Genomic DNA, 13,318 nt, shown 5'->3' with positions numbered 1-13,318 from the left:
TTCAGCCCTCCTGCCCCTGGGCACGCCCAGGATTGAAATCGATACCGGTGATGTAGCGCGAGCCAGCATGGGCCTTGATATGCACGACGATGTCGATCGTCATCATCAACAGTCGCTTGATCACGTTGAATTCCAGGCCAGAGCCTTCGCTGGACGCCTTCACCATCAGTGCCAGCTGGTCCCAGGTCTGCTCCGGGCTGCCGGCGTGGCAACTGGTGATGGAGCCAGGGTGGCCCGATGCGCAGTTGCGGATGAAGTAGAACGCCTCGTCACCGCGCAGCTCGGCCAGGATGATGCGTTCGGGCTTCATGCGCAGGCAGGCTTCCATGCAGCTCTTGGCGCTGACATTGCTGGTGCTCTGCCCACCCTTGGAGTACAGCAGATGCACCACATTGGGTTGGGTCAGAAACAGCTCGCGCGCATCTTCGATCGTGACCAGGCGTTCGTTGTCCGGGATATGATTGACCAGCGCTTTCATGAAGGTGGTCTTGCCGCTACCGGTCGCACCGGATACCACGATGTTCTTGCGGTACATCACCGCACGCCGGAAGAACTCGGCGTACTCGCGCTGCTGGCGCAGTTCCAGCAGCTCGCGATCCTGCTCGCTGATGCTGCCATCGCTTTCCAGGATCTGGTTGAAGAACCCATCTTCGTGATACTGGCTGAGCGACTTGGTGTGCTTGGACGGTAGACGGATGGTGATCGACACCTTGCCTGCATCGCACGCCGGCGGAATCACGAACTGGGCACGCTGGCCGGTGGGAAACGTGAGCGAGACCACCGGATCGGCATCGGTGATGCGCTGGCCGGTGTTGCTCTCGTTCACCACCGCCGTGCAGAACTGCCGGGCCCGCTCGAAGGTCAGGCTCGGCACATCCACCCGCTGCCACCCCGCCCGGGTTTCCAGGTACAGCTCACCGGGACGGTTGATGCAGATTTCCGTCACTTCCGGGGAAGTCATGTACTCGGCGATGCCCAGCACTTCGTACTGATAGCGCAGGAAATCGCTGGAGACGAGGGCGAGGGGTGACACTTCAGCGTCCATGATCGTTCGTTGTTACCGGCGGGGATGCAGCACGCTCGTGAAGTCGACGTCCTTGGCGACGTACACATTCACGATGGTGCCTTGGTTGATGGTCACGGTCGGCGGGCGACGCTGGCTGAGCGACTCGTTGGCCAGGCGTTCCATGGTGCGCGCGGTGGCGCTCTCATAGGGCGACTGGATGGTCATGCCGTTGTTGGCCACCGTGGTGGTCTCCGGGCCATGTTCGGCGGCGGCGTACTTGAACGCGTCGGCCAACAGGCTGATCATCAGCGCCGAGGCGATACGGCTGCCCCAGTGCGCGCTGTACTGGCCCGGATGGCCTGCGCCACCCAGCTGATCAACGCCCGGGCTGGACATTGCCACGTCAATACCGTTCGGCGTGGTGATGCGGTCCCAGATCACTTCCACCCGCTTGCCGGTAGGACCACCGCCATAGGCGCCATAGATCTTGGAGCCCTTCGGCAGCAGCAGATTGCGGCCGTTGATCGAGTACACCGGCTCTGTCACCAGGCACGAGGTGTAACCCGCGATGTCGGTGATGATGCGGGTTTCCAGTACACAGCGCAGATAGGTTCCTCGCACCAGCAGCGCATCGGGGCTGCGGATGTAGCTGGCATTGGACACGTCATCCACGTCGGGGCCACGACGCACGCGCGCTGGCGCTGCATTCTGCTGCCCGTTCATCTGCTGCAGCATTGCCCGCGTGTATTCGTCCATGCCCGCCTGCTGCGAGCGCTCCTCATCCTGTGAACCGCCATTGCCAACGAAACCATCGGCACTGGCACCCATCCGACGTTCGGCAAGCGTCGGACCACGAGGGCCCGCGGAGCGATCTTCCAACGTCACTGGCGGCTCAGGGCGGCTCGGCCCCAATGGAGGCGGCGGCAACATCGGAATCGGATCAACGGGCTGCATTGCCTGCGCCGGACCCGGATCGGTCTGGACAGCGTCCGGCAGTGTTGGCGTGCTCGCGCGCGCAACATCCGGCACCTTCGGCGCATCGTCCTTGTCTTGGCCCTTGCGGAAAAGCAGGAAGCCCATGGCAACAAGCAGCACCACGATACCGCCCAGGAACAGCAGCGCCTTGCGGTTCAATCGCTGCTCTTCAGCCGAGCGCAGCTGCGGCGCGGCCGCGTCCAGATCCGGTGCAGGCTCAGCCTGGGTCGTGCCGAAGTACGGATTCGTCTGCGCCTCCGGAGCAGCCTGGGCACCGTACGGGCTCTGGCTCTCGTCGCGTCCGTTGTTCGGGTCGTTTCCGGGAGTGTTCTGCTGGCTCATTTCTTCACGTTCCTTCGCAGGCCGACGACGAAGTCGCCGTGGCGGATGACCAGGTACGGGTAGGTCCCGTGCACGATCAGCGTATTGCCTTCAACCGTGGTGTTGACCACGAAGTCTTCACCGTATTCCGTTTCACGACCGAACACGGCCGGGAAGATGCCGGTCTTGTATTCCGGCGAGTTCGGCAGTTTCAGGTAGGTGAAGCGGCTGTCGTCGTAGGCGTTGACCGGGATCAGCCAGCCCATCTTCTTCGCCTTGCTGGTCGAATAGGAGTAGTTGAAGTTGTACTGGCGATCCTTGGCCAGTTCAGAGCTCAACAGCGGCTTGGCCTCTTCCTCGACAGCTTCCTGGGCGACGCCGAACACGGTGTCGTTGGGATAGACGAAGGCGATCTTGTACTGCACGCCTGCGCGGCGGGCCTGTTCCAACTGGCGCCAATCAGTGGCCACCACCTTCAGTTCGAAGATGTAGGAATGGGTCTCGGTGCGCACCATCATGTTGGTGTCGACGTCGACGTTCTTCGGCTTGAGATAGAACACGTTCTCTCGACGTGTCAGTTCCCAGCCACTGCTGAAACCGGTGCTGTAGTCGAGGATCTTCTCGTTCGGGCTCAGTTCGATCTGGGTGGTCAGGCCCAGGCCGGTGCGAACCGGATAGATCCGGTCCTTCTCGTACTCGTAGTGGTCCACCGCCTGCGCCATCGCAGCTGCTGAAAACAACAGCGACAACATCGACAGCAGCGCCAGCGCGCTTCCCCTGATATCTCGACTACTCATCGGTTGCTTGCTCCATCAGCAGTTCCGGTGGAATTGTTCTGCGCCGGCCTCATGGCCGGCTGACCGGGCATGGCCTGCCCCGGTGTTGCTTGACCCGGTACCGGCTGCGCCGGCATCGGTTGCCCCTGTATCGGCTGCCCCTGTATCGGCTGGCCCGGCACCTGGCCATTGGCCGGCACGGCGACCGGCTGGCCGGTGGCCGGATCGATCATCATGGCCGCGGCCGGATTGTTGGGATCGTAGGCAGCCTGGGCCTGCTGCGCGGCCTGTGCTGCCTGCTGCGCCTGTGCCTGCATGGCGCCGTCATCCGGCACCGGTACGCCACGCGAATAGTCGTTGTCGACGCGGTACTCGGTGACCTGGAAGGCCAGCGGATTGAGGATGCGATCCTGTTCGGACAGCGCCAGGTTCTGGTTGTACCCGAAGCGCATCGTCACCAACTGGTTGTCCAGATAGGTGGCAACGCCGGTGCGCTTGTCCAGCAGACTGCGCTGGATACGTACCGAAGCACCGCGGAAGCTGCCGTTCGGCTCAGCACCCAGCGGCGTGATGCTGAGGATCTTGACCCGGATGGCGCGCTCGCGGCCGTACATCACGAACGGGTTCTGCGGGTTGTTGCCGGCATAACGCACGCGCATCGACTGCGCCACCGGATCGGTGGACATCACGAACACCAGTTCCCAGTCACGCAGGCCCATCACCGCCGAGTCGTACGATTCACGCGCCAGCACGTACTGGGCCACGTTGCTGCGATTGATCGCTTCATTGCTGGTGATGGTCTCGCCCTGGAAGGTGCCACTCAGGCGCGCAACCGTGGCAGTACCGGTGTAGGCATCGGCCATCACCAGGAACGGCACCTTCTCCTTCAGCGGCAGCATGTAGTAGTAGCCACCGGCCAATGCCAGCGACATCAACAGCGAGCCCGTGGCGACCCACCAGGCACGTCGCTCGCTGCGACGCGCCATGTCGGCCACGGTGATCTCGTAGCTGACCGCCTTGGCGACCGACTGCTCGACCTTGGGACTGTTGCCGGGATCCTTCTTGCGGAACATGGATTCTTCCGTACTGCTGAAACATCAATGGGCGTGAAGCCCCTGCGCCAGGCGCGGGGAGCAGCACGTTCGATGATTTCGATGTGGACTCAGGTGCCGCTGTTGGAATCAGCGCCCTGCGCCGACGCGGTCGGCGTCGCGCCAGCGCTCTGCACAACGATCTGGTTGCCAACGATGGAGACGGAGATTCCCTGCGTCGCATAGGCCGCAGTGAGATCGATCACGGCCTGCTGTGCATTGGTGGTGTCGATGTTCGAGACCGCGCCGTACAGCGTGAAGTCCGAGCTGAGGCGGTAGTCCAGCGTGCGCCCGGAATCCTTGGCCCAGCGCTCAAGCATGGCTTTGAGCGTGCCATCCATCGGCGAAGCCTGGTAGACGTAGCTGGAGTACAGCGGGATCTCGGTCGTCGCCGCAGCGAAACGGTTGACCGGCTTCCAGCGCCCTCCGAAATCGGGAGCGGACTTGGTGGCACACCCTGCCACCATCAACGCCGCCACTGCGGCGATGGATATTTTCGCGATAAACGCCTGATTCATACGGGCTTCACTTTGACGTACGAAAAAGCAGTCCCGAACATTGGCTCCCTGGTCGTCCGGCGCCGCATCACGCGCACCGGAAACGGGAAGACGCGCTGGCTCGCAGCACACCTGCCCCGGTTCCCCTGCAGCCCGAAAGCCGCCAACCAGGTGACGGGGCCGCCAGTCATTGCCGACGACACACCCGCACACATCTCCAACGTCGAAACCATCCTTGTTTCCATGGCACAAACTCCTGGCCACCCTGCTCTACAACATTTGACACCCAGCACACATTTCTGGATGACGAACACAGGGTCGCACAACCACGCGTCAATTCCATGTCAGACAAGTCTGAATTTCTATGAACAGATGATGTTTTTTTGACTTAGCTCACGAATTCACGTCAATGAATATGAATCTACGTCACAAATTTAGCGACGTGAATTAGACGTTAAGCATCGGAACGTCGACCTTCGGCAGCAGCCTCGAGGTGAAGTAGCGATCCTTGTAGTAGCGGATCTTGTCGCACTTCACAGGATGCGGTATGCCCTCGTACAGGAATACTTCCTTGTCCGGCCCCATCGCCTTCAGCTCCTGCGGCAGCATCAGTGCGCGCCGCTCCTCGGTGAAGCTGTGGGTCTTCTCGCGGGCATGGGTGACGTTCTTCTTGCGGATGGTGGTGTAACCGAGCATGTCCGAGTAGTCATTGGCGTCCTGCTGCTCACGCGGCGCGTAAAGGATCTGCAGCGCGTGGTTGGTGATGATCGTGCGCGACACCTCCCGCCCGTAGGTGGCATCGAGCTGGGACATGCTCTGGATGATCGGCAGCAGGCGGATGTTGTAGCCGGCCATGTAGGACACCGCCGACGCGATGATCTCGACCTTGCCGATCGAGGTGAATTCGTCCATCAGCAGCAGGCACTGGTACTTCAGGTCCGGATTGGACTTGGGCAGTTCCTTGGTGTTGAGGTTGATCAGCTGGCTGAAGAACAGGTTGATGATCAGGCGACTCTCGGCCAGCTTGTTCGGCTGGATGCCGATGTAGATGGTCATCTTCTTCTTGCGGACATCGGTCAGCAGGAAATCGTTGCTGCTGGTGGCCCTGTCCAGCACCGGGTTGATCCAGGCGTTGAGTGGTTCCTTGAAGGTACCCAGGATCGAGGCGAAGGTCTCATCGGCCTGGGACAGCATGTTGGCAAACGCCGAGCGCGCGTTGGAACTGAGGAACGACCGCTCCGACAAGGCTTTGAGGTATTTCTTCAGATCGCTGCCGTCACCCGATGACAACCGGTAGACAGCGCCCAGGGTGGGCGTGCCCGAGCCGCCCGGGAAGCCACTGCTGCGCTCGTCATCCCAGTTCTCGAACAGGTACAGGGTGAAGGCCATGAACGCGTTGCGCGCCTGGCTGACCCAGAATTTCTGGTCCTCGGCACCATCCGGATACAGCATCGCGGCGATGCTCATCAGGTCCGAAACGCGGAACGCCGGGTCGTCGGAGACGTAGCTGAGCGGATTCCAGCGATGCGTGCGGCGGTCTTCGGCGAAGGGATTGAACAGGTAGATCTCCTGGCCCTGGCTGGCACGCCAGCCGCTGGTCAGGTCGAAGTTCTCCTGCTTGATGTCCAGCACCACCAGCGATTCGCCGTACTCCAGCAGGTTCGGAATGACCACGCCCACGCCCTTGCCCGAGCGGGTCGGCGCGGCCAGGATCACGAACTGCTGGCCGTCCAGCCGCACCAGCTTGCCGCCATGGCTGCCGACCACGATGCTCTGGCCGGTCTTCTTGAACATGCCGTGCTTGGACAGGTCGGCGCTGGTGGCAAAGCGTGCGTCACCGTGCAGCGAGCGCTTGTCCTTCTTCAGCAGCAGCACCAGGCCGGTCACCAGCAGCACCAGCAGCGGCAGGCCGAAACCGAGATAACCGGCCCACTTGATCTTGCCCACGAAGGGCGCGACCTGTGGCTGGCCGAGCGCGTTGAAGTACTGGTAGTAGGTGTTCCAGGTGAACAGCTTGGTGTCCAGCCCCAGCAGCAGCAGGGTCAGGTAACCGGAAAACACGAAACCAAGCAGCAGGGTCGCCAGCGTGATGATGGCGATGAGCAGATACTTCTTACTGGGCAACACCCGAATCCTCCATGATGCGCACAAGGGCGCGACGGCCTAGCGGCGGCGCCAGCGCGACGCCTTCTTCCGCAGGTGGTTTTCGTTCTCCAGCCCGGGCTCCTCGCCCTCTTCACGCACCAGTGCCTGCAGGCGTTGGCGCGCTTCGGCCAGCGACATCAGGTCGGTCAGACGATCCCCATCGTCGGCTACGACCGCATGGCCGACCACATCGCCCGGAGCGTACACCGGCGCGTAGGACACCGCTACCAGCTGATAGCGACCTCGCGTCTCCAGTACATGCCTGAATTCCTGCATCGACATCCTCCTTGTTCCTGCACTCCACAGCCCCTGTGTTTCGCATCATGCCGACCGCCATGTCGTCATCACATGCAGGACGCCGACAACAGCGCCCCGAACCTGCCGTCGTACCGAGCCCATGCCCGGCTTGCCGCAGCTCCACGGATCAAACGCTGTTTTACCGCCAGCGTGGCTGCTGCTGTTGCGGTGCAGCAGTACAATGGCGAGCTCCCCGCCCCCATCGCGCCCCCGCATGAGCCCCAACTCTTCCCTGGCTGCGCGGCTGACGCCCCGTCAGCGCACCCTGATCATCCTTGCCCTGTCACTGGGCGGCTTCGCCATCGGCACCAGTGAATTCGCCAGCATGGGCCTGATGCTGGAAATCAGCCGCGGCCTGTCGATCAGTGAAACCCAGGTCGGCCACCTGATCAGCGCCTACGCCATCGGCGTGGTGGTCGGTGCGCCGATCCTGGCCTTCGTCGGCGCCAGTTTCCCGCGCCGCAAGCTGCTGCTGGCGCTGATGGGCTTCTACGCCGTCGGCAATCTGGCCAGTGCCCTGGCCCCGAACTACGGCACGATGCTGATCGCACGTTTCGTTGCCGGCCTGCCGCATGGCGCCTACTTCGGCGTGGCGATGCTGGTGGCCGCTGCGATCAGTCCGGCCGGCCAGCGCGGCCAGGCGATGTCGCGGGTGCTGCTGGGCCTGTCGATCGCGATCCTGATCGGCAACCCGCTGACCACCTGGCTGGGCCAGCAGCTGAGCTGGCGCACCGCCTTCGCTCTGGTCAGCCTGCTGGCCATCGCCACCGTGGCGATGATCGCGCGCTTCCTGCTGCCGGACCCGGACGAGGTGCGCACCTCGCCGATGCGCGAACTGCGTGCCTTCAACACCACCCAGGTGTGGCTGGCGCTGGCGATCGGCGCGGTCGGTTTCGCCGGCATGTTCTGCGTGTTCACCTACCTGGCGCCGACCCTGGTGCAGGTCACCGGCGTGGCCGAATCGTGGATGCCACTGGCAGTGGGCGTGTTCGGCATCGGGGCGATCATCGGCAACATCGCCGGTGGCTGGCTGGTCGACAAATTCCACTTCAAGGCCGCTGCGGTGGTGCTGCTGTGGTCGATCGTGATGCTGCTGCTGTATCCGTTGGCCGCACAGTCAGTGTGGACCATCGGCCCGATGATCATCACCGTTGGCACCATGGGTGCGCTGGCTGCGGTGCTGCAGACGCGCCTGATGGACGTGGCCGGCGAAGCGCAGACCCTGGCTGCCGCCTCCAATCATGCCGCCTTCAATACCGCCAATGCGCTCGGCCCGTGGCTGGGCGGCATGGCGATCAGCGCCGGCTTCAGTCCGGCCAGCACCGGCTATGTGGGCGCGGCCACCGCCATCGGCGGCCTGCTGCTGTGGTGCGTGGCGGTGATGCTGGACAAGAAGCGCAAGGCCGCCGTAGCCGGCAGCCACTGAACATCGCGCCGGATCGTCAGTCGCGGCCTATGCGGCGGCGATCCGGGCGCAGCATCGCCACATCACCGGCCGCCAGCGTCGGCCGCGCCAGCTCACCGCGCTTCACGCGGTCCAGCACCCGCCGGGAATTGGCCGCGCAATCGATGCCCTCCGGCCGCGCCTGGATATCTTCGATCAGCGCCAGCAGATGCACACGGCTCTGTTCCAGCCGCAGTTGCAGCGCCTCGATGTCGGCCACTTTCTGCTGCAGCATCGTAATCAGCGCGTCGTGCTGCCACTGGCCCATGTCCGGCGGCAACAGCGCGCGGATCTCTTCCAGGCTGAAACCGGCGCGCTGCGCACCGGTGATCAGCTCCAGCAGCAGCACCGCCTGCTCCGGATAGTCGCGATAGCCGTTGGCCTGGCGCTGCACAACCAGCAACCCTGCATCCTCATAGAAGCGGATGCGCGATGCCGCCAGGCCGGTGCGTCGCGCCAGCTCACCGATCTTCATCTGCCTGAATCCTCGACATTGGAACCCGTTGACCTTCAATCAAACTTGAAGGTTAGCGTAGCGCCATTCCCCTGTCCTGGAGCTGTCCGATGTCGCTGTTCTCGCCCTTGGTACTGCCTTCCGGTGCCGTCATCCGCAACCGCATCGCCAAGGCGGCGATGGAAGAAAACATGGCCGACGCCGACCACGCGCCCTCGGCCGCGCTGCTGCAGCTGTACCAGCGCTGGGCCGACGGCGGCGCCGGCCTGATCATTACCGGCAACGTGATGGTCGACCGCCGTGCCATGACCGGCCCCGGCGGTGTGGTGCTGGAAGACGATCGCCACCTTGATCGCTTCATCGCCTGGGCCGACACCGCTCGTTCGCGCGGTGCGCAGATGTGGATGCAGATCAACCACCCCGGGCGGCAGATGCCGGCCGCGCTCGGCCAACCGGCGTTGGCACCCTCATCGGTAGCCATGGATCTGGGGGCCCTGTCCAAGCAGTTCGCACCGCCGCGGGCGATGACCGGGACCGACATCGAGGAAGTGATTGCCCGCTTCATCCGCAGCGCCGAACTGGCCGAACGTGCCGGTTTCAGCGGGGTGGAAATCCATGCCGCGCACGGCTACCTGCTCAGCCAGTTCCTGTCGCCGCTGTCCAACCGGCGCGAGGACCACTGGGGCGGCAGCTTGGAAAACCGTGCGCGCCTGCTGCTGGAGATCGTGCAGGGCGTACGCGCGGCGGTGTCGCCCGCATTCGTGGTGGCAGTGAAGCTCAACTCAGCCGATTTCCAGCGCGGTGGCTTCTCGCACGAGGAGGCGCGCGCAGTAGTGGAGATGCTGGCACCACTGGGCGTGGATATGGTGGAACTGTCCGGCGGCAGTTATGAAGCGCCGGCGATGACCGGCGCCGCACGCGACGGCCGCAGCCTGGCCCGCGAAGCCTACTTCCTCGAATTCGCACGCGAGATCGCCACGGTGGCAACGATGCCGCTGATGGTCACCGGCGGCATCCGTCGCCGTGCAGTGGCCGAGCAGGTGCTGGACAGCGGTGTTGCGATGGTCGGCATCGCCACCGCGCTGGCAATCGAGCCGGACCTGCCACACCATTGGCAGCAAGGCCGCGATCAGGTACCGACCCTGCGCAACATCGACTGGCGCAGCAAGCCGCTGGCTGCCAGTGCACACATGGCCACGGTGAAGTACCAGCTGGGGCGGTTGAGCCGACGTCAGCCGACCGCCCCCGGCGTCTCGCCAGTGTGGGCACTGCTGCTGGCACAGGCCGCGGCCACATGCAGGACCCGCCGCTACCGACGCTGGATGGGGGCACGCGCGGCCGCGCACTGAGCCGGAAAGGCTTCTCATCACCGGGGCAATACCCCACCATCTGCAGGATCGGCGGCACCCCGCCGCCGATCGCAACGGGCAGAAGGAACCGACGTGGCAGCAGCACCGACCAAGGACCGCGAGAAACTGCTCGATGACCTGCTCTCGTTGGGCCGCAACTGGGCACTGGCCATCGCCATCGCCGGTGCCGGGGCCGCCGTGCACTACAGCGAATCGGTATATGAAGCGGGAATCTGGCGTGGCCTGCTGCCCACGCTCTGCTTCCTGGTCGCGATCGTCTGGATCGTGCTCAGCATCATCCGTTTCGACCTGACCATCCAGCAGCACTTCGAGCGCAAGCTGTCGCGCTGGCTCAGCCGCCTGCTGTATGTCGTGCTGCTCGGCACCGGCGTCACTGCAGTGTTCTTCGTCACCGAACTGGCGGAGAACAACCACATCGCGCGGATGTGCGACTCGGTGGCCAACGAACCCGGCAGCCGCATCCACAGGTCGGAAGAGTGCCAGCGCCTGTACCAGCACCGGGCGGCGTACCGGCAGCGACTGGAATCGGCCGAGGGTGAGTTCGACTGAGCGCCCCTGCTGCAGGCACATGGCGCACGCGAAGTACACGCGGCGTGGATATGGGGTCGGGCACAGTAGCTGCGCCGCCCTTCCATGTGACCACTCCGGCCAGCATGTTCCGCCACCCTGCCCCTGCCCGCCACGATGCCGTTGCCCTGCAGGCCGGCGTGCTCGGCAGCGTGCTGGGCGTGGCCTTGTTCAAAGCGATTGCGTTGTCTGCGCTGGCGAGCGGATCACTGATGGTGATCGGCCTCTGGCTGCTGGCCTGCGCACTGCTGGGCGCCTGGGCGCTGGCAGCCTACCTGGCCTGCCTCGCATTGAGCCGGCGTGTGTTCGTGCTGATGCTGGTGCTTTGCACGGTGCTGATGATCTGCCTCGCCTGATCCGGGCAAGCGCACGACTATCACTTAAACGTTACAAGATAACAAGTGCGATCAGTCGGATTGTGCGTGCCGGGGGTCACGGATTGGAATGCCATGGCCACCCGGCATTACCCCCGAGACCACGCCATGACCCTGCAGCCCCTGTATCGCGCCGCCCTTTCCGCCATCGCCCTGGCATCGCTCAGCGCCTGTGCTACCTATGACGACAGCAACATGCATCAGGCCTGCCAGGAGTCGCCGCATCTGAAGGATCTACCGCGCGAAGTGGCGGCCCGCGAGAGCCGCTGCAACAAGAGCATGGAAGTGTGGTCAAGTGAGCGCAAGGGCAGTGACCGGCCGCTGGATCTGAGCGGAAAGAAGAAGGACCTCTGACCACAACTGGCGCAGCCCTTGCCGGCTGCGCCACCGTCTTGCCGGTCAGCCTGCTGCCATCGACCCGAACCAGCGCCGCAGCGCATTGGACATCCCGGCCCCATCCCCCCCCGCATCACAGGCCCAGGCAACGATGCCATCCGGGCGCACCAGCACCGCGCCCAGTCCGAGCGTGTCATCCACCGCCTGCCGGATGAGGGCCGGGCGCCGTTGGCAACCCTCGATGCTTGCGCACAACGACGTGCCCGCGTCGAACACCAGCAGCACGCCCTGCCCTGCACGCAGCAGTTCACCCATGCGGCGTCCATCGGCCAGTTGGAAGTCCGGCGCGCTGCGGCCGACCAGCGGATGGCCCACGCCCAGATCCAGCTGCTGCGCAACGCCCCAGACCCGCTCAGCCAGGTATGTCGCACCATCACGGGTGTCGGCCAGATCGGCCATCACCGCCGCCAGCGCGCGCGAGCCAGCGCCCGGCCGCATCAACGCGACCTGCGCACGCGACCAGTCCAGCACCTTCGCGCCGATCGGATAGCGCTCGGCCTGGTAGCTGTCCAGCAGCTCCTCATCGGCATCGGCATCGCCACGCACCACGGCGGCCAGCTTCCAACCGAGGTTCATCGCGTCGCCGATGCCAAGGTTCAGGCCTTGCCCGCCAAGCGGCGAATGCATGTGCGCTGCATCGCCGGCCAGCAGCACGCGTCCCTTGCGATAGGCCGCGGCCTGGCGCGCGGCATCGGTCCAGGTGGTAGCCAGATGCACCGCCGTGATGGTCGCTTCACGTCCGGATATGCGCCGTAGCATGGCCTGCGCGCGCTCCCGGTCCAGCGGCGTGCGATGACCGGCACCGCCGTCGAAATCGGCCAACGCCAACACGCCTGGCGGATTGAAGTTGTACATCCCAGCGACGGTGTAATGGCGCCCCGGCGTGAGCACCGACGGGTCTTCCAGCTCGATCAGCAGCGAGTGCCCGGTGAATTCCGGCTCGGTACCGGCGAAGGTGAAACCTGATTGCTTGCGCACGGTACTGCGCGCGCCGTCGCAACCGATCAGCCAGCGGCCATGGGCTGTACCGCGAAGGGTCTCCACGGCAACCTGCTCACCTTCCATGCGCACCGCCTGCACCGCGCTCCCGCGGTCGATGCGCACGCCAAGCGCGGTCGCGCGTTCGGCCAGCACCGCTTCCAGCGCCTGCAGTTCAATCGCCATCTGGAAGCCGACCGGCGACGGCAGGCGATACAGCCAGCGCTCGCTGGCCACGTTGTCCAGCGCAAACGGAATGCCAGCGAAGTGGCCGCCCAGCGGCCGGGGCTGCGCCAGCCAGTGGGCGGTGCCGGGCGGTGGTGCGCCCTTGTCGGGTTTCAGCACCTGGCGCGCGGCCACCGCCTGCAGCAAGTCGCGCCTGTCCAGCGCCTCCAGGGTGGGCGTGTTCAAGCCGCGCAGCCCAAAGGGCAGGCGCTTGAGGGGTGATTCCGGGGACTCGGCCTGCTCCAGCACCAACACCGAACAGCCGGCCAGGGCCAGCTCGCAGGACAGGACCAGGCCGACCGGGCCAGCCCCGGCAATGACGACGTCGTACAGCATCGGAATTCCTTGTGAGCACCGGGCCGGCACTCTGGCGAAGCAAATGTTACACTCGGTGTACTTTTT

14 protein-coding genes are annotated in these 13,318 nt (G+C 64.4%); 5 read left to right on the top strand and 9 right to left on the bottom strand.

The window, feature by feature from the left end:
- Position 1: 1 nt before the first annotated feature.
- The 7 genes from virB11 to V9K93_RS13420 form a co-directional block, all read right to left on the bottom strand.
- Positions 2-1,045: a P-type DNA transfer ATPase VirB11 gene (gene virB11, locus V9K93_RS13450; RefSeq protein WP_337302700.1), complete on the bottom strand. Its 1,044-nt coding sequence runs from the start codon at positions 1,043-1,045 to the stop codon at positions 2-4.
- A gap of 12 nt (positions 1,046-1,057) precedes the next feature.
- Positions 1,058-2,323 carry a TrbI/VirB10 family protein gene (locus V9K93_RS13445; protein ID WP_006374750.1) on the bottom strand — a complete coding sequence of 422 codons (1,266 nt, stop codon included), beginning with the start codon at positions 2,321-2,323 and terminating at the stop codon, positions 1,058-1,060.
- Positions 2,320-3,099 (bottom strand): TrbG/VirB9 family P-type conjugative transfer protein, encoded by a 780-nt coding sequence (locus tag V9K93_RS13440; RefSeq protein ID WP_046986267.1) that lies wholly within the window; start codon positions 3,097-3,099, stop codon positions 2,320-2,322. The genes V9K93_RS13445 and V9K93_RS13440 overlap by 4 nt, the downstream gene beginning before the upstream one ends.
- Entirely contained in the window at positions 3,096-4,151 is a 1,056-nt protein-coding gene (locus tag V9K93_RS13435; protein WP_046986266.1) for a VirB8/TrbF family protein, read from the bottom strand. Before V9K93_RS13435 ends, V9K93_RS13440 begins: the two co-directional genes overlap by 4 nt.
- A gap of 89 nt (positions 4,152-4,240) precedes the next feature.
- A complete protein-coding gene (locus tag V9K93_RS13430; protein ID WP_046986265.1) occupies positions 4,241-4,687 on the bottom strand; it encodes a hypothetical protein in 447 nt (148 codons plus the stop codon).
- 426 nt (positions 4,688-5,113) lie between these two features.
- Entirely contained in the window at positions 5,114-6,793 is a 1,680-nt protein-coding gene (locus V9K93_RS13425; RefSeq protein WP_046986263.1) for a type IV secretory system conjugative DNA transfer family protein, read from the bottom strand.
- A gap of 36 nt (positions 6,794-6,829) precedes the next feature.
- Positions 6,830-7,087, bottom strand: a complete 258-nt coding sequence (locus V9K93_RS13420; RefSeq protein WP_006374755.1) for a hypothetical protein — start codon at positions 7,085-7,087, stop codon at positions 6,830-6,832.
- A 235-nt stretch (positions 7,088-7,322) separates the two neighbouring features.
- On the opposite strand from V9K93_RS13420, the gene V9K93_RS13415 reads away from it, so the two are divergent.
- The gene (locus V9K93_RS13415; protein WP_136638207.1) at positions 7,323-8,534 is read left to right on the top strand and encodes an MFS transporter; all 1,212 of its coding nucleotides are present in this window, start codon (positions 7,323-7,325) and stop codon (positions 8,532-8,534) included.
- A gap of 16 nt (positions 8,535-8,550) precedes the next feature.
- On the opposite strand, the gene V9K93_RS13410 is transcribed toward V9K93_RS13415, so the two are convergent.
- The gene (locus V9K93_RS13410; protein ID WP_046986697.1) at positions 8,551-9,027 is read right to left on the bottom strand and encodes a MerR family transcriptional regulator; all 477 of its coding nucleotides are present in this window, start codon (positions 9,025-9,027) and stop codon (positions 8,551-8,553) included.
- Positions 9,028-9,116: 89 nt separating this feature from the next.
- On the opposite strand from V9K93_RS13410, the gene V9K93_RS13405 reads away from it, so the two are divergent.
- From V9K93_RS13405 to V9K93_RS13390, 4 genes are all read left to right on the top strand, one after another.
- Positions 9,117-10,355, top strand: a complete 1,239-nt coding sequence (locus tag V9K93_RS13405) for an NADH:flavin oxidoreductase/NADH oxidase family protein (RefSeq protein ID WP_046986698.1) — start codon at positions 9,117-9,119, stop codon at positions 10,353-10,355.
- A 93-nt stretch (positions 10,356-10,448) separates the two neighbouring features.
- On the top strand, positions 10,449-10,925 hold the full coding sequence (locus V9K93_RS13400; protein WP_046986699.1) for a hypothetical protein: 477 nt from the start codon (positions 10,449-10,451) through the stop codon (positions 10,923-10,925).
- Between the two features lie 104 nt (positions 10,926-11,029).
- Positions 11,030-11,299 (top strand): hypothetical protein, encoded by a 270-nt coding sequence (locus V9K93_RS13395; protein WP_032971045.1) that lies wholly within the window; start codon positions 11,030-11,032, stop codon positions 11,297-11,299.
- Between the two features lie 126 nt (positions 11,300-11,425).
- Positions 11,426-11,671, top strand: coding sequence for a hypothetical protein (locus tag V9K93_RS13390; RefSeq protein WP_046986700.1), 246 nt, complete (start codon positions 11,426-11,428; stop codon positions 11,669-11,671).
- Between the two features lie 45 nt (positions 11,672-11,716).
- On the opposite strand, the gene V9K93_RS13385 is transcribed toward V9K93_RS13390, so the two are convergent.
- The gene (locus V9K93_RS13385) at positions 11,717-13,252 is read right to left on the bottom strand and encodes an FAD-dependent monooxygenase (protein WP_337302699.1); all 1,536 of its coding nucleotides are present in this window, start codon (positions 13,250-13,252) and stop codon (positions 11,717-11,719) included.
- Between the last annotated feature and the right edge of the window lie 66 nt (positions 13,253-13,318).

The sequence above is a fragment of the Stenotrophomonas sp. CCNWLW162 genome, from assembly GCF_037203745.1.
GTDB lineage: Bacteria > Pseudomonadota > Gammaproteobacteria > Xanthomonadales > Xanthomonadaceae > Stenotrophomonas > Stenotrophomonas maltophilia_AQ.
The sequence above is the reverse complement of the archived record's forward strand: the minus strand, read 5'-3'. Positions and strand labels throughout refer to the sequence as shown.

Bases quoted from the DNA above. Each gene is read 5' to 3' on its own strand.
- virB11 (WP_337302700.1), bottom strand. From the start codon at position 1,045: ATGGACGCTGAAGTGTCACCCCTCGCCCTCGTCTCCAGCGATTTCCTG.
- V9K93_RS13445 (WP_006374750.1), bottom strand. From the start codon at position 2,323: ATGAGCCAGCAGAACACTCCCGGAAACGACCCGAACAACGGACGCGAC.
- V9K93_RS13440 (WP_046986267.1), bottom strand. From the start codon at position 3,099: ATGAGTAGTCGAGATATCAGGGGAAGCGCGCTGGCGCTGCTGTCGATG.
- V9K93_RS13435 (WP_046986266.1), bottom strand. From the start codon at position 4,151: ATGTTCCGCAAGAAGGATCCCGGCAACAGTCCCAAGGTCGAGCAGTCG.
- V9K93_RS13430 (WP_046986265.1), bottom strand. From the start codon at position 4,687: ATGAATCAGGCGTTTATCGCGAAAATATCCATCGCCGCAGTGGCGGCG.
- V9K93_RS13420 (WP_006374755.1), bottom strand. From the start codon at position 7,087: ATGCAGGAATTCAGGCATGTACTGGAGACGCGAGGTCGCTATCAGCTG.
- V9K93_RS13415 (WP_136638207.1), top strand. From the start codon at position 7,323: ATGAGCCCCAACTCTTCCCTGGCTGCGCGGCTGACGCCCCGTCAGCGC.
- V9K93_RS13410 (WP_046986697.1), bottom strand. From the start codon at position 9,027: ATGAAGATCGGTGAGCTGGCGCGACGCACCGGCCTGGCGGCATCGCGC.
- V9K93_RS13405 (WP_046986698.1), top strand. From the start codon at position 9,117: ATGTCGCTGTTCTCGCCCTTGGTACTGCCTTCCGGTGCCGTCATCCGC.
- V9K93_RS13395 (WP_032971045.1), top strand. From the start codon at position 11,030: ATGTTCCGCCACCCTGCCCCTGCCCGCCACGATGCCGTTGCCCTGCAG.
- V9K93_RS13390 (WP_046986700.1), top strand. From the start codon at position 11,426: ATGACCCTGCAGCCCCTGTATCGCGCCGCCCTTTCCGCCATCGCCCTG.
- V9K93_RS13385 (WP_337302699.1), bottom strand. From the start codon at position 13,252: ATGCTGTACGACGTCGTCATTGCCGGGGCTGGCCCGGTCGGCCTGGTC.